The organism is Methylobacterium aquaticum, assembly GCF_016804325.1.
GTDB lineage: Bacteria > Pseudomonadota > Alphaproteobacteria > Rhizobiales > Beijerinckiaceae > Methylobacterium > Methylobacterium aquaticum_C.
Genome location: NZ_CP043627.1, coordinates 1,466,299 through 1,489,138, shown reverse-complemented (window position 1 = coordinate 1,489,138; position 22,840 = coordinate 1,466,299). Strand labels below are relative to the sequence as shown.

The following is a 22,840-nucleotide window of genomic DNA, read 5'->3' as shown; positions in this document are numbered from 1 at the left end:
CCCGCGCTGTCACTCGCGAGTAGACGCATCGGCGGCTCGCCGGGTTCGCGGCACCGCCCACGAAAAAGGGCGCTCGCGCGCCCTTCCTCGCCATCCAGTCGATGGTGTCGCGGATCAGGCCGCGGCGGTGTTGGTGGCAATGCCCTTCTCGGTCAGCATCTGCTGCAGCTCGCCGGACTGGAACATCTCGCGGGTGATGTCGCAGCCGCCGACGAACTCGCCCTTCACGTAGACCTGCGGGATGGTCGGCCACTGCGAGAACGCCTTGATGCCCTCGCGGATCTCCATGTCCTCGAGCACGTTCACGCCCTTGAACGGCACGCCGAGGTAGTTGAGGATCTGGGCCACCTGGCCCGAGAAGCCGCACATCGGGAATTGCGGCGTGCCCTTCATGAACACGACCACGTCCTGGGACTTGATCTCGGTCTCGATGCGGCTGGTGACGTCGGTCATGGTTCTACCCCTGTGTAGGCTCTAGCTAGTGATGGTCGTTCGGGTTTTGCAAGATGGAGGCGAGGCGCAGGAGCGCCCAGTCGAGGGTGAAATCCTCGCCCACCAGCTCCTCCGGGGTGAACGGGTTCTCGTCGGGCAGCCCGACGGCCAGACGCTCACCCCAGACGGCCAGTTCCGCCGCCGCGATCTTCGTCGCGTCGCGCCAGAGGCCGTTCCAACGGATCCGCTGCCGCATCGACGGCGTGTATCGCCGGCTGGCCGTCGCGTGGAACGCGACGATCTCGGCCGGCCAGGAGCGCGTCGACTGCGCAGACGGGGTCGACAGGTACTTCAGGAGATTGACCAGCATGGCCCGGAGAGCGCCTTCCAAGGCCCTGATCTCCGACAGCCCCACGCTCTCGATCTCCTCGATGACGTTCTCCCAGTCGAGGGCGTTCGAGAGGTCCGGGCGCGCCCCGAGGGCGCGAAGGGCCGCCGCCTGCTGCTCCGCCCAGGCGACGACATCCTCGTCGTAGAGGCTCGGCTGATCCGTGCGGATCTCGTCCATGCGGCGGCCCTCGGTGTGGCTCAATCCTGCGGCACGCCGGTGGTCAGGGCAAGGGCGTGCAGCACGCCGCCCATGCGCCCCTGGAGGGCGCCGTAGACCATCTGGTGCTGCTGCACCCGCGACTTGCCCTTGAACGCCGCCGACATGACGGTAGCGGCGTAGTGGTCGCCGTCGCCGGCGAGGTCGCGGATTTCGATCGTGGCGTCGGGCAGGGCCTCCTTGATCATCGCCTCGATCTCGCGGGCATCCATCGGCATCGGGGTCGTCTCCTACTCGGGATTGGATTGCGGCGAAGGCATCCAGGACAAGTGAGCCTGCTCGCTCCCACCCGCAACCTCATCCTGAGGTGCCGGCGATCGAAGATCGCTGAGCCTCGAAGGAGGGCTCCAGGAATCGCCGAGGCTTCTGGAGCCCTCCTTCGAGGTCAGTCCATCGCCGATGGACTGACACCTCAGGATGAGGTCGCGGGTGGGACGGCTCGTACGAGGCGCTCGGACGGACGTCAGGCCGCGTCGGCGGAAGGACCGGCCATGTAGCCCGGCAGCCAGCCCTCGTGCGCCTTGCGCAAGGCGTCGAGGCTGACGATTTCGTCACCGGGCAGGGTCAGCGAATCGGCGCCGGTGACGCCGATCACCGCCGCGTCGATCCCTTGCGCGCTGGCGCTGTAGAGCAGGTCGGCGACCGCGTCGGGCTCCACCGCCAGGAGGTAGCGGCCCTGGTCCTCGCCGAACAGGTAGGCGTGGCAGGCCACCGGCAGCGGGCATTCGGGCAGCACCGCGCCGATATTGCCGGCGAGCGCCATCTCGGCCACCGCGACAGCCAGGCCGCCATCGGAGAGGTCGTGGACGGTGTCGACGATGCCTGCGGTGATGAGCCCGCGCACGAAGTCGCCGTTGCGCTTCTCGGCGGCGAGGTCGACCGGGGGCGGCGCCCCCTCCTCGCGGCCGCAGACCGTGGCGAGATAGGCCGACTGCCCGAGCCAGCCCTTGGTGGCGCCGATCAGCACCAGGGCGTCGCCGTCGCGCTTGAACGCCACCGTGGCGATCCGGTTCACGTCGTCGACCACCCCGACGCCGCCGATCGACGGGGTCGGCAGGATGCCGACGCCCTCGGTCTCGTTGTAGAGCGAGACGTTGCCGGACACGACCGGGAAGTCGAGGGCGCGGCAGGCCTCGCCGATGCCCTGGATGCAGCCGACGAACTGGCCCATCACCTCCGGCTTCTCCGGGTTGCCGAAGTTGAGGTTGTCGGTGATGGCCAGCGGCCGGCCGCCCACCGCCGTGATGTTGCGCCAGGCCTCGGCCACCGCCTGCTTGCCGCCCTCGACCGGATCGGCCTCGCAGTAGCGGGGGTCACGTCGGTGGTGAGCGCCAGGCCCTTCGGCCCGTCCTCGACCCGCACCACCGCGGCGTCGCCGCCAGGCTTCTCGACGGTGTTGCCGAGGATGTAGTGGTCGTACTGCTCGTAGACCCAGCGCTTCGAGCACAGGTCCGGCGAGCCGACAAGCTTGGTGAGCGCGTCGACGTTGCGCATCGGCGCGGCCACGTCCTCCGCCTTGATCTCCGGCTGGTAGGCGTTCTGGCGGTGCGGCCGGTCGTAGAGTGGCGCCTCGTCGCCGAGTTCCTTGATCGGCAGGTCGGCGACCGTCTCGCCGCCATGCTTGATGACGAAGCGGAGCGTGTCGGTGGTGTGGCCGATGATCGCGAAGTCGAGGCCCCACTTCACGAAGATGGCTTGCGCCTCCGCCTCCATGCCGGGCTTGAGCACCATGAGCATGCGCTCCTGGCTCTCCGACAGCATCATCTCGTAGGCGGTCATGCCGGGCTCGCGGGTCGGCACCGCGTCGAGGTTGAGTTCCACCCCGAGATTGCCCTTGGCGCCCATCTCGACCGCCGAGCAGGTCAGGCCCGCCGCGCCCATGTCCTGGATCGCGATCACCGCGCCCGACTGCATCAGCTCCAGGCAGGCCTCGAGCAGGAGCTTCTCGGCGAAGGGGTCGCCGACCTGCACGGTCGGGCGCTTCTCCTCCGAGGAGGCGTCGAAGGCGGCCGACGCCATGGTGGCGCCGTGGATGCCGTCGCGGCCGGTCTTCGAGCCGAGATAGACGATCGGGTTACCCACACCCGTGGCCGCCGCGTAGAAGATCGCGTCGGTCTTCGCCAGGCCCACCGCCATGGCGTTGACCAGGATGTTGCCGTCGTAGCGGGTGTGGAAGCCGACCGCGCCGCCGACCGTCGGCACGCCGAAGGAATTGCCGTAGCCGCCGATGCCCGCGACCACGCCCGAGACGAGGTGCGGCGTGCGCGGATGGTCCGGCGAGCCGAAGCGGAGCGCGTTCAGCGCCGCGATCGGCCGCGCGCCCATGGTGAAGACGTCGCGCAGGATGCCGCCGACCCCGGTACCCGCGCCCTGGTAGGGCTCGATGAAGCTCGGGTGGTTGTGGCTCTCCATCTTGAACACGCAGGCGAGGCCGTCGCCGATGTCGATGACGCCGGCATTCTCGCCCGGGCCCTGGATCACCCACGGCGCCTTGGTCGGCAGCGTCTTCAGGTGGAGGCGCGAGGACTTGTACGAGCAGTGCTCGTTCCACATCGCCGAGACGATGCCGAGCTCGGTGATGGTCGGCTCGCGCCCGATCAGCCCGACGAAGCGCTGGTACTCGTCCTCGGTCAGGCCGTGCTGGCGCACGAGCTCGGGCGTGATGGAGACGTCGTTGCGGATCATGCGGCATCCTCTCGCCGGTCGGGCGGCCCTGCTGCCCGTGCGCTTACTGCCTGAGGGGCCCGAAAGGCAACTCGCCAGAAGAGCGTCAGGCAGGAGAGCATCGGGCAGGAGGACGTCAGGCCGCTTGTACCGCCGCGGCTGCATGGCGCCGCCGGCTGCGGCGCCGGCCGAGATAGAGAAGGAGCCCCGTCACCCCGAAGAGCGGCATGGCGAGTGCCGCCAGCATGAAGGCGATCCAGCCGACCGGCCCGAAGAATTTTCCCTCGTGCAGGGCCAGCATGCTGCCGGCGAGCCGCGCGCCCCAGGCCCGCTCGGCATAGAGGTCGCGGGAGGCCAGCGTGCCGTCGGGCCGGAAGCGCCACTCGTCCCGGGCCTGGAAATGGGCGGCGTCGGCTGCGACCGCGCGGATGCGGACCGTCTCGCCCTCGCGGGCGGGCGCCAGGGAGGCGGTGGCGTAGTGGCCGTTCGTCGCCGCCGCGAAGGCCGCGAAGGCGGGATCGAGGGGGACGGGTGCGCCCTCCTTCTTCGTCATGGTCCGGGCCTGCGCGGCGGCGGGCGGCCGGCCGGTGAGCAGGGTGGTCGCGCCGTCGCGGTACCAGCCGTAGGACCACCACAGGCCGGTCAGCGCCATCACCAGGTAGAGCACCAGCACCCAGGTGCCGACGACTGCGTGCAGCGACCAGTACAACGCCCGGCCGCGGCGGTTGAGCGCCGGCTTCAGCCAGATCCGCCAGTCGCGCCGGCCCTTCGGCCAGCGCAGGTAGAGGCCCGACAGGGCCAGATAAACCAGCGCCAGCGCCGAGGCGCCGGTGATCGTGCGGCCCCAGCCGTCGCCGTCGCCGGGGAGCAGCAGCCAGCGGTGCAGCCGCCGCACCGTCTCGAAGAACCCTTCGCCCCGCGCCGGCCCGAGGACCCGCCCGTCGTAAGGGTCGACATAGGTCTCGGTGCCGCGCCCCGGTCCGTCGGCGAGGCGGACCTGCGCCGCCCGGTCCGGGGCGCCGTTCAGGATCATCAGCGTGACGCGCTTGCCCGGCGCCTCGTCCTTGAGCCGGGCGACCAGCGCATCCGGCGTCAGGCGCGGTCCCTCCCGGGCCGGAACGGTGACGATGCCGGGGCTCATGAGCCCCGTGACCTCCTCCTCGACGCTGAGGATGCCCCCCGTCACCCCGACCAGCATCAGCACGAGGCCGGCGGTCAGGCCGAGGAGCCAGTGGAGCTGGAACAGAGCGTTCCTCACCGGCAGGAGCCCGTATCGGGTGGGACGACGGTCGTCGCGAGCACCGGGCCGGGTAGAATCATGGATCGTATTCCCGCGTCGCACGCCGTGCCGAGCGCTCACCGCCGCAAGATCGCCGGCCGATATCCCTCGTCGTGCCGACGCTTATGGCCCGAACGAAGACCGTGTCAACGATTCAAGTCCGGAACGCGGCGTCATCATGATTATAATGATTCCAGCCTGAGGGCGTCTACAAGGTCATTCGCGCGTGAATACTGAGCAATCGAGTGAATCTCACCTGTAAAATGCGGATGAGGGCGAGCGGGCGCAGTTTCTCCTTGACGGCTCTCTCCTCCGCGCCGGACTCTCCCGTTTGGCAACGCGACGCCGGACTTCGAGCCAGAGACGATCGCGGCCGAGAGGAGAGGAAGCATGACGTCCATCCGCGAGGCGCTGCGTGGCGCCGTCATCGCCGTGTCCCTATGCGGCCCGTCCGCGATCCTGGCGCTCCCCGGCCCGGCCGCCGCACAGGAGGCGGCCAAGCAGGAGGTCGTGAAGATCGCCTTCATCGATCCGCTCTCCGGCGGCGGCGCGCCGACCGGCGAGGCCGGCCTGCGCCATTTCCAGTACATGGCCGAGGTGCTGAACGCCCGCCAGAAGCAGTTCCGCTTCGAGGTGCTGGCCTATGACAACAAGGTCAACCCGCAGGAGACCCTGATCGCCGCCCAGAAGGGCATCGATGCCGGCGCCCGGGTGCTGGTGCAGGGCAACGGCTCCTCGGCGGCGGCCGCGCTCACCGATTTCGTCGCCAAGCACAACGAGCGCAACCCGAGCCGCCAGGTCATCTACATCAATTACTCCGCCGTCGATCCGTCGCTGACCAACGAGAAGTGCAATTTCTGGCATTTCCGCTTCGATGCCAATTCGGACATCAAGATGGAGGCGCTGACGAACTTCATGAAGACGCGGCCCGAGATCAAGAAGGTCTACCTGATCAACCAGGATTACTCGTTCGGCCAGTCGGTGCGCCAGCAGGCCCGGGCGATGCTGAAGGCGAAGCGGCCCGACATCGAGATCGTCGGCGACGAGGTGACGCCGTTGCAGAAGGTCAACGACTTCGCGCCCTACGTCACCAAGATCCGCGCCTCCGGGGCGGATTCGGTCATCACCGGCAACTGGGCGCAGGACATCAACCTGCTGCTCAAGGCCGCCGCGGAGGCGGGGCTCCAGGCGAGCTTCTACACCTACTATGCCGGCGGCACCGGCGCGCCCACCGTGGTGCGCCAGACCGGCCTCGCCCACCGGGTGTTCGAGGTCAAGCAGGGCGGCGCCAACGAGGGCGACGCCGCGACCCAGGAGTTCGAGGCCGCGTTCCGGGCCCGCACCGGCATCGGCTCGACCTATCCGCGCGCCTTCAACGCGATGAACGCCCTGTTGATCGCCATGCAGGAGGCCGGCTCGTCCGAGGCGCGCAAGGTGGCCGCGAGGCTCGAACAGGTCCGCATCAAGCCGTATGTCGGCAGCGAGGGTTTCGTGCGGCCCGACGACCACCAGTATTTCCAGACGATGTTCGTCTCGTCCTTCGGCCCGATGGAGCCCGGCATGCGCTTCGACGAGGAGGGCACCGGCTGGGGCTGGAAGAAGGCCGGCGAGGTCCAGACCAAGGATACGCTGCTGCCGACCACGTGCAAGATGGAGCGGCCGAGCTGATCGACGGCTGAGCCCCTTACGGGGCCCGGTCCGCCTCCAAGAGGGCATCCAGGAAAGCGTCGAGCATGGCGGCCGCGAAGGCCTCCATGTTGCCGGCGCGGTCGCTGGCGCCGGTCTCCAGGGTCCGCCGGAGCGTCACCGGACCGACGACGGCGAGGCAGGTATGGCCCGCCGCATCGCCGTAGCGGTTGCCGCCCGGTCCCGCGGCGCCGGTCTCGCACAGCCCCCAGACCGCGCCGTGACGCTCCCGCACCAGGGTCGCCGCACGCTCGGCGTAGGGTTCGCTCGCGCTACGCAGGCCTTCCATCCCGGCCGCGTCGAGGCCGATCAGGGCCTCGCGGGCCTGGGCGGTGTAGATCACCGCGCCGCCGAGATAATAGGCCGAGGCGCCCGGCACCGCGAGCAGGGCCGCGGAGACGAGGCCGCCAGCGGAGGACTCGGCCACCGCGACGGTCTCCCGCCGGGCGGTGAGCCGGGCGGCGATACGGCCGGCCCTGTCAAACAACTCGCGCAAGCAGCGTCCTCCTGCCGAAGGGGAAACCTATCCGGTCGGGCCCTACTCCGCCAGCGCGCCGTCGTCGTCGGCGCCGTTCGGGGCCAGTCGCACCCAGGCGTCGAGGGCCTTGCCGATTCCGAGGCCGACGAGGCCCACGAAGCTCAGCGACAGCGCGATATGGAGGAAAAGGGACGCATCAGACATCATACTCACCCGACATGAAAGGTTTCGAGGAGAACCGCGGAGGCTATGCGCCTCCCGGTCCCGGTTCACGGGCTCCCTGTGGCTGGGGACGAGGCCGGAGGGCTCCGACCTACGAGGTCCGGCGGCGCCGGCTTTCGGGATGGGGCCATCCCGGTTGGAAGAGGTGTCGCACCGCCTTTGGGCGGAACGATGGTCCCGATGTGGCGGGACACGCACCCTGGTGGACGATGCCCCGGCCGTCCCGGACGGGCGGTGTGCTCCCGCACCTTGACGGAAGCCCGGGCCGGAGCACCGGAAGCGGGCCGGATCGTCATGCCGCCTCCGCGAGCACGCGCTCGGCCAGCGCCAGGCCGCTCAGGTAAGCGAATTCCACCCGGGGCCCGAGGCAGCCGTCGCCGGCAAAGCCGAGGCCGGCATCCGGCGCGAACAGGCAGGCTTCGCCGACCGCCCGCTCGACCGCGGCATAGCGCCAGCGATGGGCGGCACGGTGGCGGATCTCGCCGAGCGGAACGATGGCCCGGAGGGCCGTGGCCAGCCGTTCGGCGACATCGTCCGCCCCGCATTCGAGGTTGGCCCGCGACCAGGCCGGCGAGGCATGGGCCACGATCGTCCCGCTGCCGTCGCGCCCCGGCTTGTCCCCGTTCCCGGCGATCCAGGCGATCGCCGCCGTGGGATCCCGGTCCTCGCGGAAAGGTCCACCGGGCAGGGGAGGGCCGTCATGCGCCAGCATCAGGGTCCAGCACGCGGCATAGGCCACCTCCGCCAAACCGGGCAGGGCCTGGCCCGCGCCGTCGAGGAGCGCGAGGCTCTGGGGCGACGGGCAGGTCAGGAGCACGGCCGAGAACGCCGCGCCGTCCGAGAGCGCGGTGCCGTCGGCTTCCGCCAGGCGCCAGTCCCGCCCGTCCCGTACCAGGCGACCGACCGCACGGCCGCAACGGACGTCGAGGCCGTCGAGGAGGTCCCGCACGGGCGCGGCCATGCCGGGCGTGCCGATATGCCTGTCCGCTCCGCCCCAGGGCGCCGCGACGCCTCGCGCCGTCCAGTCGTCCACTCGCGCGATGAAGCGCGGGTCGCGGGCGGTGAAATATTGGGCACCGTGGTCGAAGCGCAAACCGTCCGGGCCGCGCCGCGTCGCCATCCGGCCGCCGGGCGCTCGGCCCTTGTCGAGCACGGTGACCCGCCGTCCCGCCTCGTACAGCCGGCGCGCCGCCGCGGCACCGGCGATGCCCGCCCCGATGATCGCGATGGTCCCGTCCCGACTCAATCCCGTCGCTCCCGCCCTTCCGACCGCGCTCTCGATCGGTCGCAGCGTCAACTCGCAATAATTCGCGTTGGTGCCAATCAATCGCGCGAAATCTCTCGCGTCAGGTGCGGAACTTTTCGCCGCCGGCTTGAGGCCTCGAACTTGCAGGCTTAAGGCCGCGCTTCGTCTTCAAGTCCGGGATTGCCGATCCGTGCCGAACCTCGAAACCGTCGTCAGCGAGATCGCCGACGAGATGCGCCAGCGGACCGATCGCGGCGAGGTGGCGCGCTACATCCCGGAACTCGCCCGGGTCGATCCCGGCCATTTCGGCCTCGCGGTGATCGGCGCCGACGGAACGGTGGCGGCGGCGGGCGATTGCGACGTGCCGTTCTCGATCCAGAGCATCTCGAAGGTCTTCACCCTGACGCTGGCGCTCGGCATGGTCGGCGACAAGCTGTGGCGGCGGGTCGGGCGCGAGCCCTCGGGCAGCCCGTTCAACTCGGTCGTGCAGCTCGAATACGAGCGCGGCATCCCCCGCAACCCGTTCATCAATGCCGGCGCCATCGCCGTCACCGACCTGATCCTGTCGGGCCACCAGCCGCGCGAAGCCCTGGGCGAGATCCTGCGCTTCATGCAGTACCTGGCGCAGGACGGCACCATCACCATCGACGAGGCGGTGGCGGCGTCCGAGCAGCGCACCGGATTCCGCAACGTGGCGCTCGCCAACTACATGAAGTCGTTCGGGGTGATCGACAATCCGGTCGAGTACACGCTTGGGGTCTATTTCCACCACTGCGCCATCAGCATGACCTGCCGGCAGCTCGCGGTGGCGGGCCGGTTCCTCGCCCATTCCGGGCGCGATCCCAGCACCGGCCTGTCGGTGGTGCAGGCCGAGCGGGCCAAGCGCATCAACGCCGTCATGCTGACCTGCGGCCATTACGACGGCTCGGGCGAGTTCGCCTACCGGGTCGGCCTGCCGGGCAAGAGCGGCGTCGGCGGCGGCATTCTGGCGGTGGCGCCGGGGAAGGCCTCGATCGCCGTCTGGGCGCCGGGGCTCGACGCCGCCGGCAATTCCCATCTCGGGCGCATCGCCCTGGAGCGGCTGACGAAGCGCCTCGGCTGGTCGATCTTCGGCGAGTAGGTTGTATCCTAGGCAAACATTGCGCTTGATGCTGGGGGCAGCATGAACTTTCAACAAATTCTGAGCTTTTCTCGATTAAAGGCGGTTTCTGCGCAGTACTTGATTTCTGAAGTCATCGCGTTGTCTAATGATTGTATATTTGGGCAAGATAAGGCCGATCCCGTGCTTTTAAGTTTCATGAACGAATTTTTGAGCAGCGAATACATATATAATTCGGACGGCTCAGATGCCATTTTTTATATATTTTCTGGAGTCGAAGAAATATTCGATTATTTTGATTTGAGGGCATTTATATATAATATATCGAGAAATTTTGGAAAATTTTCAGAAAGTAATTTTGCTTTAATGTATTGTGATTTGGCGGTAAATGCATTATCGAAAGGAGATTGCCTCGATTTGTTTGATAAATTATTGATTTTAGCCACTGAAAAACATCAAATAATTGCGATAAATGTTGGATTTGAGAATTTGATGAAGATAAACCGCGATAATTTTGGCATTGAGTGTGCAGTATTAGAAGGCCGTTTAAATCAGAAAATTGATGAAATTTTTCGCGATTCTAAATAAATGGTCCCCAGTAACGCCGGGGACCGTTCGAGCGACTCAGGGCGACGGAGTGAGAACACCGACGCAATCTCCCATCAATGATCCGCGTGATAGGGCGCTACGGCTTGCGCGCGCGCTCCTCGCGGATCGCCTCGTCGTGGTAGCCGCCGCTGGCCGGCATGATCGCCGGGCCGCGCTCCCGCGCCGCCGGTGCGGGCATCGTCCAGTCGTTGCGGCCGCCGCGTCTGCGGCCGCCGGCCGGGAAAGCGTAGATCGTCGCGGTGGTGCGCGGTGCGGTGGTGCTCATCGAGGGGCCTCCCGTGAGGGCCGTCGCGTCGCCGCTGCGGCCTCTGAGATCGTAACGGAGTGTGCCCGGGGAATGCGCGGGCTGACTACGGAAAAATCAGTGATTGGCTATAATTCGTGCATGCCTGCGCTTGCGTCGGGGCACGACTTGGCGGGTGTGGCGCGTGGTTGGGCGTCATGGCGCCCTGGCGCGCAACCGGGCAGTGAAGTCCGTCGCCGGTGACGGATGAGTGCCGCAGGGGCGTCCCTTCGGGCCCGAGCGGTCGGCAACGCCTCGTTCCGACGATCGTTCCGCCCTCGACGACGGTTTGGCACGGGACCTGCTAGCGTAGGGATGCCGCTGGCGGGTGATGGGCGCCACGAGGAATCACGGGCTCCATCGGAACCTGATAGAGAGACGCGAGATGACCAAATACAAGCTCGAGTATATTTGGCTCGATGGTTACACCCCGACCCCGAACCTTCGCGGCAAGACCCAGATCAAGGCTTTCGACAGCTTCCCGACCCTCGAGCAGCTTCCGCTCTGGGCTTCGACGGCAGCTCGACCCAGCAGGCCGAGGGCAGCTCGTCGGATTGCGTGCTGAAGCCCGTCCGCCACTTCCCCGACCCGGCCCGCACCAACGGCGTCCTGGTCCTGTGCGAAGTCATGATGCCGGACGGCGTCACCCCGCACCCGTCGAACAAGCGCGCCACCATCCTGGACGACGAGGGCGCCTGGTTCGGCTTCGAGCAGGAATACTTCTTCTACAAGAACGGCCGCCCGCTCGGCTTCCCCGAGACCGGCTACCCGGCGCCGCAGGGCCCGTACTACACCGGCGTCGGCTACTCGAACGTCGGCTCGGTCGCCCGCCAGATCGTCGAGGAGCATCTCGACCTCTGCCTCGCCGCCGGCATCAACCACGAGGGCATCAACGCCGAGGTGGCGAAGGGCCAGTGGGAGTTCCAGATCTTCGGGAAGGGCTCCAAGCGGGCCGCCGACGAGATGTGGATGGCGCGCTACCTAATGCAGCGCCTCTGCGAGAAGTACGAGATCGACATCGAGTACCACTGCAAGCCGCTCGGCGACACCGACTGGAACGGCTCGGGCATGCACGCCAACTTTTCGACCTCGTACATGCGCGAAGTCGGCGGCAAGGCGTATTTCGAGAAGCTGATGTCGGCCTTCGGCGATGCCCGTGAGGACCACATCGCCGTCTACGGCCCGGACAACCACATGCGGCTGACCGGCAAGCACGAGACCGCCTCGATCCACACCTTCAGCTGGGGCGTGGCCGACCGCGGCGCCTCGATCCGCGTGCCCCACAGCTTCGTCAACAACGGCTACAAGGGCTACCTCGAGGATCGCCGCCCGAACTCGATGGGCGACCCCTACCAGATTGCCTCGCAGATCCTGAAGACCATCTCGACCGTCCCGACCGAGGTCTCGGCCGCGGCCTGAGCCTCCTCGAGACCGGTAAGAGAGTGAGCGGCGCGGGCCTTCGAGGCCCGCGCCGTTTTTTCGTGATGCGCCCAGCATGGGCGCGTTCTCGAGGGTGGACGTACCTCCGTGAGCTGGCCACGGCGAACGAAGTGACGCGCAACTAGGGCGACCGACCGTGGGGAGGACGCGTGGAGCGCACCTGAGGGCCGACGAACGAGAACCGGATAGAAGGCGCGGCCGAGCAGGAACGGAACCTGCTGTCCGCTGGGAGATCTCGCCTCATGCCTGGAAGGGTGACGGCGTCGAGCCGGAGCGAGACGTCAGCCGAGGTCGCCGTAGGGGGCGGTCTGCTCGGGGCGATCGGAGCCGGCAGCCTGCGTCATCAAACACCTTCCCCGCCCGAAACGAGCGTCTCGGAGGTGTCCGCAGACAGCCTGACCGCTCTCGTCCAAAGCCATCTGGGGCGCGATCCGTTCTCGGGCCAGGCCTTCGTGTCACGCGGCCGGACGGGCCGTCCGATTATGGTGTTGTGGTGGGGCGGCCAAGGGCTGCGCCTGTTCGCCGAGCGCCTGGAGACGGGCTGCTACGTCTGGCCGGCCCCCCCGGTACCGCGCCGGCGCTGACGCCGGCCCAGATCGCCATGCGGCTGAAGGCAATCAACTAGCGCGCGCCGCTGTACATCGTCGGACCGGCGATCGCGGGCTCCAGGCGGCAGGCAGCTCGAACGTCGCCATCGAGGCGCTGGAGGTCGACGAGGACGAGCGCCAAGCCCGAGCAGAGATCGTATTCAGGTCAGCGGCCGCAGAGGCGCCGCGGTCGCACCGAGCCAACCCGAGAACGTCGAGGTTGCCAGTTCGACACCGGCGCGGGCTTAGATCTCGGCTCTGCCCGAGATCCGGAAGCCCTATCGCCGAGCGTCCCGCGATCTGGCTTCTTCGGGAGCATTGCGGTAGATGTATGAGAATGGGGAAGGCCGCAGGAATGATTTACAAGTCCGGAACATGATGGATGAATTCTATCGGCGCAACCGAGTAGTGGTTATCAGGTAAATCACCATATCATTGACAATATCTCAAAGGAGATACCGAAATTGTTAAAATATAATATTGATCTCGTAGGAGAATCTAAGATCGCAGGCTGGGTCTGCGATGTATCGGATCCACAGCGATGCTTGACTGTTGAGGCTGTTTCTCATTCAGGCCAGTCCGCGCGCGCGCCGGCAAACGAGTTCCGGCAAGATCTTCTTGAGGCCGGCCTCGGCGACGGTGCGCATGCGTTCAATCTTGATCTGAGTGGGTGGCATAGCGAGTCCGGTGACGTCACCGTTAGGGTTTTCGAGACGCAGGATGTGCTCGGTATTGTGCAGATAGTTCTGAGCGGCCCTGCTGGACCAGTCATCAATGAAGAGCCTTCCCGCTGGCGATGGCACATCGATAGAGTCGATTCCCTCGCCGTGATCGGGTGGGTACAAGATACTCACCGTCCTTATACCACGGTGTTGCTGCGAGCTACGGGCGACAACGGCAAGACGGTCCCGGTGATCGCGAATAAGTACCGCGCTGATCTCAAGGAAGCAGAGGTTGGGAACGGGCATCACGGCTTCGAGGTGAATCTTGCGCTCATCGGCGCGATGAAGTCAATCAAGCTCTATGTTGCCGAGACGGGTGAAGCGCTTACTGCCGACCCGATCTCGATCGACCCCATAGAAATTATCAAGCGCGGAGGCATCTCAGATAAAATGAAAACTCAGATCCAATTTAAGATATCTGAAATAAGGGCATTATTAAATAACATAGAATCTCGTGGTGGTATAATAGATATGCCATAATTAGGATATTTATGTGCAGTAAATCTGCATCGATTTCGAAACACAGGAACATAAATTACCATGTCTAATCACATCATTCTCCAGCCGGCCGACCCCATCCACGACCCTGAAGGATTGATATCAAAGTATATTCAATTTGAAAGCTTTCGACTGGTCCGCGACCATCACATAAATGATATGAATGGGCCATTGCAAGATCGCCTTAAAGTATTGATGTGGTATCTTATTGACTATCAATCGCATCGCGAAAATCAGGGAACCAGCTTTGAGCTTCCATTGTCTCAAAAACAAGTAAGTTTTCTCAATGCCCCGATGCCGCTGGCTGGATTTTCTCCTGCGGTGACGGTTGCGCTCTACAATTTCGTGATGCGCCAATTGCCTAGTCATATTGATCTGCAAAACAAGAACGTTCTGTTGGAGGCGATTTATTGGTGGTGCGTGGAAAGGGCGCCAAAATCCAAACTGCAGCTATCCCTCGTAACCAAAGAACAGGTCGATTTATTGCAGGCTCCTAGTAATACAGCGCATAAATTATTTCCTTTCAATCAATTCATGGATATGCAATTCGAGAGAGATAAGGAAAGTATCGAATTAGACAAGAATAAGGCCTCCGACCGGGCGGCTTATTTGTGTTATTTGATATTGCAAAGCTATACCAACACCAGCCTAAGGCGATTTCTTCCGAGTGGGGCAGTCCGTCAGCTGCTTCGGGAGCGGCCGGATGGCTCGGCGATATTCGATGACGTGATCGGTGCCATAGCGCTACCGGCTGGATCGACGTCCGCGCAAGCCGTCGAGATCCGTCGACAGGGCGAAACCCTCGCCCGGCACCTGCTTGGGACTGAAGCGGCCCGAACGGCAAGACTGGCTGATCCACATGGTTCCCGAGAGCAAAGGGACCATGGGGAATTCCTGCGTCAACGCTATAAATTTGCCCGGCAGGCCCTGGAGCCTGGTGCCGCCTTGATCGGCCCCCTTCTACAGACCTCCGGTCTCGGCCAAGCGACTCGCCTATCGTACGAAATCCTGGCCGCCGCCGAGGAAATATACCCGACCGCTCTTCCATTCGGCTTAGACAATCCAGCTCCAATCGGCTTCGCTTCAGAAGTCGCGATTGCCCCCTTCACCGGTCCACGCGAAATCAATCTGATACATCTCAACGCCGAGTCGATCCCACTCGTCTTCGCTTTCGAGCAGAACGAGATTACTTCCGACAGTTATAATATTGGATATTTTTTCTGGGAGCTCAATAAGATCCCCAAGTGTCATTATCTGGCGCTAGAACTGCTCGACGAGATATGGGTATCGTCTGAGTACAACCGTGAGATCTATGCACGCTACACCGGCAAGCCGGTTGTAAACGTCGGCATGGCCGTCGAGGCCCTACCGGAAGTGGCTCCCGTGGCACTCGATGATCTTGGTTTGGACGGTGATGAGACTGTATTCCTGACGACCTTCGACTCGTTCTCTTTCATCGAACGGAAGAATCCACTCGCAGCAATCGAAGCCTTTCGCCTTGCCTTCCCTGCAGGCACAGAGAAAGTATGCCTAATTATCAAGACGCAGAACCGGACCCGTATCGGCGATCCGCATCAGTTGTCGATTTGGCGAAAGATTGATGAACATGCGAAGAATGATTCTAGGATTGTCATACTGGACGAGACTCTAAAATATCGAGACCTGTTAGCGCTCAAAAAGGCCTGCGATTGTTATGTCTCTCTGCATCGGTCAGAAGGATGGGGCTTTGGACTTATTGAGGCCATGCAGCTTGAGCGACCAGTCATAGCAACCGCCCATGGTGGAAACATGGATTTTTGCAACGATCAAACAGCCTATTTGATTGATTATGATCTTGTCGGCGTTCAAAAAGACGAGTACATTTTCGTTGAAAGGGGCAGCGTCTGGGCCGATGCCAATTTGCAGCAGGCGGCCATCGCGATGCAAACCGTCGCTGCCGATCGCGATGCAGCTCGCGCCAAAGGAGAGCAAGCGGCTCGCTTCGTCAAGGCGCACTTCAGCGTCACTGCCATCGCGCAGCGATACGCTGCCCGACTTCGGGAGATCAGGGCCGCCCACTTGCCTGGCAGGTGAGAGGCCAAGTGATGCGCATGCTGTCTCACATGAATTGAGATTGGACGGATCGGGCCAATGCTCACTTTGCGTGGACAAGACGGGTTGGCTCGGGCTGATGATGGCCTGACCCATCCTCCCCTGTGGTAGGGGGCATGGGTAATCCGCTTCTCTATGCCGCTGCATTGAACCGCTCACGTCGTCAGGCCCCCGGCTTTGCCGGGGGCCTTTTATTTATAATTTAGCTATCTGAAATATATAGCTTGCCAATCTCGCCAGTGGCTCGATTCAAGAAACCACTGGCAGATAGCGTCATATATTTTATCCAATAATACTATCGTCCGTAGATGTCTTCGATTCTGATAATATCGTCTTCTCCTGTATAGCTACCAACCTGTACTTCGATTAGCTCAAGCGGGATCTTGCCCGGATTAGCCAACCTGTGCACGCTACCGATCGGTAGGTAGATCGCTTCGTTTTCGTGCACGAGCGTAACAGCCTGATCGACCGTGACCTCAGCGGTGCCGCGGACCACCACCCAATGTTCGGCCCGATGGTAGTGCTTCTGCAGCGACAGCCGCCCGCCCGGCTTCACGGTGATCCGCTTCACCTGAAAGCGTGCCCCGACGTCGATGCGCTGGTAGGAGCCCCAGGGCCTGTACATCAGCCGATGGGCATCCGCCTCTGGCTCGCCCCGCCGCCGCAGGGTTTCGACCAAGCCCTTCACCTCTGCCCCGGCGCTCCGGCTTGTCACCAAAACCGCGTCGTCCGTTGTCACCACAACCACGTCGTCGAGACCTACCACCGTGGTTAGGATCTCGCCGGAGGCATGGACCAGGCTGTTGCGAGTGTCCCTCACCGCGACCCGGCCACGCAGAGCGTTGCCGTCAGCGTCCCGGTCCAGAATCTCCCACAAAGCTCCCCAGGTGCCGATGTCCGACCACGGGAAACTCACCGGCAGCACGCCGGCCCGTCTGGTCCGCTCCATGACGGCGTAGTCGATCGAGATCTGCGGTGCCCGCTCGAACGCCGCCTCATCCAGACGCACGAAGTCGAGGTCTCGGACCGCGGACTCGAGCGCGGCTCGAGCTGCCTCCAGTACCGCCGGCGCGTGGATCTCGAGTTCTTCCAGCATCACATCGGCGCGGAACATGAAGTATCCGCCGTTCCAAAGCGCACCCTCGGCGATCAGGCCAGCGGCGCGGTCGGCATTGGGTTTCTCGATGAAGCTGACGATGGCGCGGGCACCGGCTTCTCCGGCCGCGCCGGCCAGAGGGGCGCCGGGCTGGATATAGCCGTAAGCTGTCGAAGGATGAGCGGGCGCGATGCCGAGGGTCATGATGTGCCCGGCCCTGGCTCCGACCTGAGCGGCACGGGCGGCCTGCACGAAGGCGGCATCATCTCCGATCGCGTGGTCGGCCGGCAGGATCAGCACCAAGGCTTCAGGATCGTGGGCGGCGGCGTGGAGGGCAGCGACGGCGACGGCGGCGGCGGAGTCGCGCCGGCATGGCTCCAGCAGGATGTCGGCTGCGATTCCGCCCTGGGCGAGCTGCTCGGCGACAAGGAAGCGGGCATCGTTGGCGGTGATGACGGCCAGTCGCGCGAAGATGGCATCGCCGAGCCGCGCGGCGGCGGTCTGGAACGACGAGCGTTCCGCGTCGGCCAGCGGGATGAACTGCTTGGGGAAGCTTTCACGGGAAGCCGGCCACAGTCGCGTCCCGGATCCTCCGCACAGTATTACAGGGTGGATCTTGCTTGCAGTGGTCATTTATTTGTCCTATTTGTGTTTATCACGAGGTTTTTATTGAACTACCGGATTGTGCGCATCGACCCGGGGGTTCTAGCGCAGGGGCCCGTCGACCGCCAGGATCATCTCTTCAGCCTGGCCCGCGACACCGGGCTCGCGCCTGCCACCAGTTCCTGCGAGTTCGAGGAGACCCGCCCCGGTTCCCATCCTCTGCCGATACCCGCTCGACAACGCTGTCCACCTCCTCGTCCGGGAGCCGAAGCTGATGAGCCGCGCCGCGCAGGGCGACGAGGGGTAGCGGCTCGAACGCGCAGGTGTTTCGGCTATCTCGGGCATGGCACGGGCGATCCCGAGCAACGGCTCCCCGCCGGCCTGTCGGCGGCTGACTTCTCCTCGTAGAGAGCCTGCGATCGCATCTGGTTCTGTGCACCCGCTTCCAACTCCGACAGAGTGCGCGCGGGCGCGCAAGGTGGGACGAATGCGCGAGGAGACGCGCACCGCAGGCGATGCCGACCCGGGTCTGCGCCGCGCCAAGCCGTTGCGTTCGCCGGGCGCGCGGTGCGAGGAGGGGCATGAGTGCTTCGGCGAGGGTTCGGCGTCGACAGGCCGGGTTACGGCATTGGAACCGCCGCACCTCGATGGGGAGACTGCCTGTGATTAGGCGTGGAATAAGGACCCCGTTTCCGGGGTGATCGGCGTCCAAACGGGACCCCCAGGATACTTCATCCAGACTGCCTCCCGCATTCGGAACGGGAGGCTCGCGGAGGATGTTGGTCGTGGAGACGGTCGCGAAGATCCGCCGCGCGTACTTCGTGCAGCATAAGCCGATCAAGCAGATCTGCCGGGAGCTGAAGCTCTCCCGCAAGGTCGTCAGGAAGGTGATCCGCTCGGAGGCAACTGCCTTCCGCTACACCCGCAGCGTCCAGCCTGCACCCAAGCTCGGGCCCTGGCGCGACGAGCTCGACCGGATGCTGGCGGCCAATACGGGGAAGCCGGCGCGGGAGCGGCTGACGCTGACCCGTATCTTCGAGGCGCTGCGGGGGCTCGGCTACGAGGGCGGCTATGATGCCGTCCGCCGCTACGCCAAGACGTGGAAGCGCCAGCAGGCCAGCGTGACGGCTCCCGCCTTCGTGCCACTCGCCTTCGCCCCGGGTGAGGCCTACCAGTTCGACTGGAGCCACGAGATCGTGCTGATCGCCGGCGTCACCACGACGGTCAAGGTCGCCCACGTCCGGCTCTGCCACTCGCGCATGCTGTTCGTGCGGGCCTATCCGCGCGAGAGCCAGGAGATGGTCTTCGACGCCCACGACCGGGCGTTCGCCTTCTTCCGCGGCACCTGCCAGCGGGGCATCTACGACAACATGAAGACCGCGGTCGAGACGATCTTCGTCGGGCGCGAGCGCGCCTACAACCGCCGCTTCCTGCAGATGTGCTCGCACTACCTCGTCGAGCCCGTGGCCTGCACGCCCGCGTCAGGCTGGGAGAAGGGGCAGGTCGAGAACCAGGTCGGGCTGGTGCGCGAGCGCCTGTTCACCCCGCGCGTCCGGGTGAGAAGCTACGACGAGCTCAACGCCCTGCTGCTCGACGGGGTCGTCGCCTACGCCAAGGCCCACCCGCATCCCGAGCAGCGCGAACTGACGATCTGGCAGGCCTTCGAAGCCGAACGGGGAGCCCTGGTCCCCTACGCCGGACGCTTCGACGGCTTCCACGCCGTCCCGGCGGCCGTGTCCTCGACCTGCCTGGTGCGCTTCGACAACAACAAGTACTCGGTCATGGCCTCGGCCATCGGTCGCCCGGTCGAGGTGCGCGCCTATGCCGAGCGCATCGAGATCCGCCAGGACGGACGCGTCGTCGCCGAGCACCCGCGGGCCTTCGGACGCGGCCAGACGGTGTTCGACCCCTGGCACTACGTCCCCGTGCTCGCCCGCAAGCCCGGCGCGCTGCGCAACGGCGCACCGTTCAAGGACTGGGTCCTGCCCGCCGCCCTCGAACGGATCCGCCGCAAGCTCGCCGGCAGCGCCGACGGCGACCGCCAGATGGTCGAGATCCTCACCGCCGTGCTCGGCGACGGCCTCTCCGCGGTCGAAGCGGCCAGCGCCGAGGCACTGCGCGAGGGCGTGCACTCGGCCGACGTGGTGCTCAACATCCTGGCCCGCCAGCGGGAGCCGCCCGCGCCCGTCTCGCTGCTGACGCCCGAGAGCCTGCGGCTGCGCCACGAGCCGGTCGCCGACTGTGCCCGCTACGACAGCCTGAGGAGAGCCCCATGATGGAACGTCAGCAGATCCTCGCCACCATGGGCGAGCTGAAGCTGTTCGGGATGAAGGCGGCCTACGACGAGATCATCAAGGTCGCCCTCAAGCGCAGCCACGAACCGCAGCAGATCGTCGGCGACCTGTTGCAGGCCGAGATCAGCGAGAAGCAGGCGCGCTCGATCCGCTACCAGATGACGATTGCCAAGCTGCCCCTGGCCAAGGACCTCGCCGAGTTCGCCTTTGCCGGGACGCCGATCAACGAAGGTCTGGTGCGCGACCTCTGCGGCGGCGAGTTCCTGGCCCACCAGCGCAACGTCGTGCTGGTGGGCGGCACCGGCACGGGCAAGACGCACCTGGCCATCGCGGTCGCCCGGTCGTGCATCCGGGACGGGGCGCGGGCCCGGTTCTACAACGTGGTCGACCTCGTCAACCGGCTCGAGGCCGAGGCGCGAGCCGGCCGGCAGGGCCGCATCGCCGACCACCTCGCCCGGCCCGACCTGGTGGTGCTGGACGAACTCGGCTACCTGCCGTTCGCGCAGTCGGGCGGTCAGCTGCTGTTCCACCTGATCAGCCGGCTCTACGAGACCACCTCGATCGTGGTGACGACCAACCTGGCGTTCGGGGAGTGGCCGAGCGTGTTTGCCGGCGACGCCAAGATGACGACGGCACTGCTCGATCGGCTGACCCACCACTGCGAGATCGTCGAGACCGGCAACGAGAGCTGGCGCTTCAAGAACCGGGCGTGAGGGCGGCCTGTGCGCGGCTCATCCTGGCCCCCTGCTCAGCCCGGCTGCGCCACCCCGACCCGCTTCGCCGGGCTGAGCAGGGGCGTCGCGCATGCTCAACAAGGGGGCCCGATTGGACGCCGATCAGGGGTCCCGTTCCGATGCCGTTTGACAACTGCCCGGCCCGAGCCCGACACGCCTGACATTCCGGACATCCTGATGACCGTGGCCGGAACTCAGCGCTCGGGCCGCACGCGGCTGAGGACGATGCGCAGGCGTCGAGCCTCGCCATGGCTCGGGCATTCGTCGTCAACGGCGGGACGCTCGGCATCGGTACGCTGGACCGCGTCGCCAACGGGACGAATGCCGCCCAGAGCCAGCTTCTGGACGCGATCCGGATCACCGGCGGCACCGTGGATCGAAGGCGGCGGGATCGCTCAGGTAGCCGGCGGGGGCCGAGCGATCAACACTTCTGGCGAAACACTCGCTCTGGGCGCGGTTACGGTTGACCGTCTTCCGGGCGCTGCGCCATGCCAGCAGCCGGCGTGGCTCGCCCTGGCGGCGCACGAAATCGGCACCCGCGAGAGTGGCGGCAAGGCGAGCAAGCCGATGTTGGTCCGCTGCTTCACCGATGCCGGCTTCTCCGGGGTCAAGGACAGGGCCTCGGACCAGCGAGGCACGCCCGGGGAGGCTGGAGGAGGTCAATGCCAGGATCGCCGACGCGCTCGAGCACCTGGCGGCGCGGAAGCGGCCGCCCACTCGATTCGGGCGTACGCATCGCTGACCCTAACCCACCGCGCCGCCGGTCCGTCAGCTGACGGATATTCCAGGACCCGAGACCCCGCCTTCAGCCCCGCCAGCCGCCGCCGAGCAGGATTTTTCCGCACGTCGAACGCGACAATGACGTGGCTCGCTTCACCGCCGCCTGCGCTCAGCGTGAAACTTGTATCGCTCCAGGACGTTGGACTCTCACGATGATGGGGTACCTCATGAACGCGTCCTGGAAAACGATCTCTCAGATTGCCGCGGAAAAAGGCATCGACCTCAAGGCGGCGCAGGACCTGGTAGAAGCATCCAACTGCCCGAAGGTGTTCGGATTGCACGGCACCGCCTACCTGATTTGATCCATCGAATGAGAGAAAGCTCGCCCGGCTCGCGCCGTGGCGAGCTTTTCTGCACTGGGAGCTACCCGCAGGGTGATGTCACCCGCGTGCACCTTTCCACCATCAGCGTAGTTGACATATATCTCACGTCGTTATCCAATTTATGTGCAGTCTGCCTATTTAAGCGTCGACGTGGTAGGCGCGTTAGATACTGCACGAGAGGTTTCGATGTCGAACGTCAAGCCTTGTTATCGCATCAGCATTCGTCCGGATCCGCGCGATCGAACGCAGTTCCTATGGACGATCTACGGTATCGATTCGATGTTTTGGGAGGAGTCGTCTGTCGCATTCTCTTCAGTCGAGCACGCTCTTAGTGCCGGGAATGAACGCATGTCAGAACTGATGCATTGATGTCGTTTTATTATATGCTGCATTCTACCTGATTCGAGTCTGAAGATACGCGTCGCTCGAGCGCCCACTTATTCGGCCGTGTCACCTTCGAACGGCGACGAGGGAGCTGAACCGTCCAGCAGCCGGTCCGAGCTTCGTGGTGCTACGGCACCCTTTGTGCTCTGCAGCGTCGGCCGGGAGGCGAATAACCCCAACGCTCGATATTGATCTATTCATTACCGAAAAATTTGTTAGGCTTGGCTACAAAGTGCCTGATGCTGGAGCAAATATTGGACTGACCGCCTTGCTCTTCGTGAAAGCTGGCGCATCGCAGGTTGTCGCCTTCGAGCCAGTTCCTGCCTTTGCTGAGCGCGTTCGCGCCATTCAATGTCCCTTGATCCAATGTGATCAGCAGGCCCTCTCGTCTAAATGGGGGAGGCAACGCTATATCTATCTCTCGCGCACAATCAGGGATCTACTTCATATTATGATACGATAGCGATGTCCCCGCAAGTCTACGGCCACGAAAGACAATTCATAAACGTCAAGACGATGCCGGTGGACGACGTGAATCTAGAAATCGATATATGGAAAATTGATATTGAGGGCGCGGAGATTGATGCCATCGACGGAGCGAGTCGGCATTTGGAAGAATTTCCACCAAATTAATTATCGCCGAGCTATATGGCGACAAATACGAAAAGTTCTTTTCGAGAATC

General features: G+C 64.6%; 19 protein-coding genes and 3 pseudogenes. 12 read left to right on the top strand and 10 right to left on the bottom strand.

Annotated elements, in window-relative coordinates; translation table 11 throughout:
• Positions 1–114: 114 nt before the first annotated feature.
• The 5 genes and pseudogenes from grxD to F1D61_RS06525 form a co-directional block, all read right to left on the bottom strand.
• Positions 115–453, bottom strand: a complete 339-nt coding sequence (grxD, locus tag F1D61_RS06545; RefSeq protein ID WP_203156996.1) for a Grx4 family monothiol glutaredoxin — start codon at positions 451–453, stop codon at positions 115–117.
• Positions 454–478: 25 nt separating this feature from the next.
• The gene (locus F1D61_RS06540; protein ID WP_203156995.1) at positions 479–1,000 is read right to left on the bottom strand and encodes a DUF29 domain-containing protein; all 522 of its coding nucleotides are present in this window, start codon (positions 998–1,000) and stop codon (positions 479–481) included.
• A gap of 20 nt (positions 1,001–1,020) precedes the next feature.
• A complete protein-coding gene (locus F1D61_RS06535) occupies positions 1,021–1,257 on the bottom strand; it encodes a BolA family protein (protein WP_203156994.1) in 237 nt (78 codons plus the stop codon).
• Positions 1,258–1,502: 245 nt separating this feature from the next.
• Positions 1,503–3,724 (bottom strand): annotated as a pseudogene (gene purL / locus F1D61_RS06530) (phosphoribosylformylglycinamidine synthase subunit PurL).
• 115 nt (positions 3,725–3,839) lie between these two features.
• Entirely contained in the window at positions 3,840–4,961 is a 1,122-nt protein-coding gene (locus F1D61_RS06525; protein ID WP_246775756.1) for a PepSY-associated TM helix domain-containing protein, read from the bottom strand.
• A gap of 411 nt (positions 4,962–5,372) precedes the next feature.
• On the opposite strand from F1D61_RS06525, the gene F1D61_RS06520 reads away from it, so the two are divergent.
• Positions 5,373–6,650, top strand: coding sequence for a branched-chain amino acid ABC transporter substrate-binding protein (locus F1D61_RS06520; protein ID WP_203156993.1), 1,278 nt, complete (start codon positions 5,373–5,375; stop codon positions 6,648–6,650).
• A 16-nt stretch (positions 6,651–6,666) separates the two neighbouring features.
• Here F1D61_RS06520 and F1D61_RS06515 read toward each other — a convergent pair whose 3' ends face one another.
• The 3 genes from F1D61_RS06515 to F1D61_RS06505 form a co-directional block, all read right to left on the bottom strand.
• Complete coding sequence (locus F1D61_RS06515; protein ID WP_203156992.1) at positions 6,667–7,164, bottom strand: CinA family protein; 498 nt, start codon at positions 7,162–7,164, stop codon at positions 6,667–6,669.
• A 42-nt stretch (positions 7,165–7,206) separates the two neighbouring features.
• Positions 7,207–7,350 (bottom strand): hypothetical protein, encoded by a 144-nt coding sequence (locus F1D61_RS06510; protein WP_203156991.1) that lies wholly within the window; start codon positions 7,348–7,350, stop codon positions 7,207–7,209.
• 310 nt (positions 7,351–7,660) lie between these two features.
• Complete coding sequence (locus tag F1D61_RS06505; RefSeq protein ID WP_203156990.1) at positions 7,661–8,614, bottom strand: NAD(P)/FAD-dependent oxidoreductase; 954 nt, start codon at positions 8,612–8,614, stop codon at positions 7,661–7,663.
• 190 nt (positions 8,615–8,804) lie between these two features.
• Here F1D61_RS06505 and F1D61_RS06500 point away from each other — a divergent pair, with 190 nt between their 5' ends.
• Positions 8,805–9,734 carry a glutaminase gene (locus tag F1D61_RS06500; protein WP_203156989.1) on the top strand — a complete coding sequence of 310 codons (930 nt, stop codon included), beginning with the start codon at positions 8,805–8,807 and terminating at the stop codon, positions 9,732–9,734.
• Positions 9,735–9,776: 42 nt separating this feature from the next.
• Positions 9,777–10,301 carry a hypothetical protein gene (locus tag F1D61_RS06495; protein ID WP_203156988.1) on the top strand — a complete coding sequence of 175 codons (525 nt, stop codon included), beginning with the start codon at positions 9,777–9,779 and terminating at the stop codon, positions 10,299–10,301.
• A gap of 97 nt (positions 10,302–10,398) precedes the next feature.
• Here the strand turns inward: F1D61_RS06495 and F1D61_RS06490 are convergent, their stop codons facing one another.
• Positions 10,399–10,587: a DUF2735 domain-containing protein gene (locus F1D61_RS06490; protein WP_203156987.1), complete on the bottom strand. Its 189-nt coding sequence runs from the start codon at positions 10,585–10,587 to the stop codon at positions 10,399–10,401.
• 403 nt (positions 10,588–10,990) lie between these two features.
• On the opposite strand from F1D61_RS06490, the pseudogene F1D61_RS06485 reads away from it, so the two are divergent.
• From F1D61_RS06485 to F1D61_RS06470, 4 genes and pseudogenes are all read left to right on the top strand, one after another.
• Positions 10,991–12,024: pseudogene (locus F1D61_RS06485) on the top strand (glutamine synthetase beta-grasp domain-containing protein).
• 401 nt (positions 12,025–12,425) lie between these two features.
• On the top strand, positions 12,426–12,629 hold the full coding sequence (tnpB, locus tag F1D61_RS06480) for an IS66 family insertion sequence element accessory protein TnpB (protein ID WP_203156986.1): 204 nt from the start codon (positions 12,426–12,428) through the stop codon (positions 12,627–12,629).
• Between the two features lie 548 nt (positions 12,630–13,177).
• Positions 13,178–13,834 (top strand): hypothetical protein, encoded by a 657-nt coding sequence (locus F1D61_RS06475; protein ID WP_203156985.1) that lies wholly within the window; start codon positions 13,178–13,180, stop codon positions 13,832–13,834.
• Between the two features lie 60 nt (positions 13,835–13,894).
• Entirely contained in the window at positions 13,895–15,925 is a 2,031-nt protein-coding gene (locus F1D61_RS06470) for a glycosyltransferase (protein ID WP_203156984.1), read from the top strand.
• Positions 15,926–16,238: 313 nt separating this feature from the next.
• On the opposite strand, the gene F1D61_RS06465 is transcribed toward F1D61_RS06470, so the two are convergent.
• Positions 16,239–17,672 (bottom strand): mannose-1-phosphate guanylyltransferase/mannose-6-phosphate isomerase, encoded by a 1,434-nt coding sequence (locus F1D61_RS06465; protein WP_203156983.1) that lies wholly within the window; start codon positions 17,670–17,672, stop codon positions 16,239–16,241.
• Between the two features lie 746 nt (positions 17,673–18,418).
• On the opposite strand from F1D61_RS06465, the pseudogene istA reads away from it, so the two are divergent.
• The 5 genes and pseudogenes from istA to F1D61_RS35295 all read left to right on the top strand — a co-directional run.
• A pseudogene (gene istA, locus F1D61_RS06460) lies at positions 18,419–19,912 on the top strand (IS21 family transposase); the annotation flags it as partial.
• 5 nt (positions 19,913–19,917) lie between these two features.
• A complete protein-coding gene (gene istB, locus F1D61_RS06455; protein WP_203158950.1) occupies positions 19,918–20,649 on the top strand; it encodes an IS21-like element helper ATPase IstB in 732 nt (243 codons plus the stop codon).
• Positions 20,650–21,533: 884 nt separating this feature from the next.
• A complete protein-coding gene (locus tag F1D61_RS06450) occupies positions 21,534–21,752 on the top strand; it encodes a hypothetical protein (RefSeq protein WP_203159400.1) in 219 nt (72 codons plus the stop codon).
• A 207-nt stretch (positions 21,753–21,959) separates the two neighbouring features.
• On the top strand, positions 21,960–22,142 hold the full coding sequence (locus F1D61_RS06445; RefSeq protein ID WP_203156982.1) for a hypothetical protein: 183 nt from the start codon (positions 21,960–21,962) through the stop codon (positions 22,140–22,142).
• A gap of 408 nt (positions 22,143–22,550) precedes the next feature.
• Positions 22,551–22,790 (top strand): FkbM family methyltransferase, encoded by a 240-nt coding sequence (locus tag F1D61_RS35295; RefSeq protein ID WP_203156981.1) that lies wholly within the window; start codon positions 22,551–22,553, stop codon positions 22,788–22,790.
• Positions 22,791–22,840 lie beyond the last annotated feature (50 nt).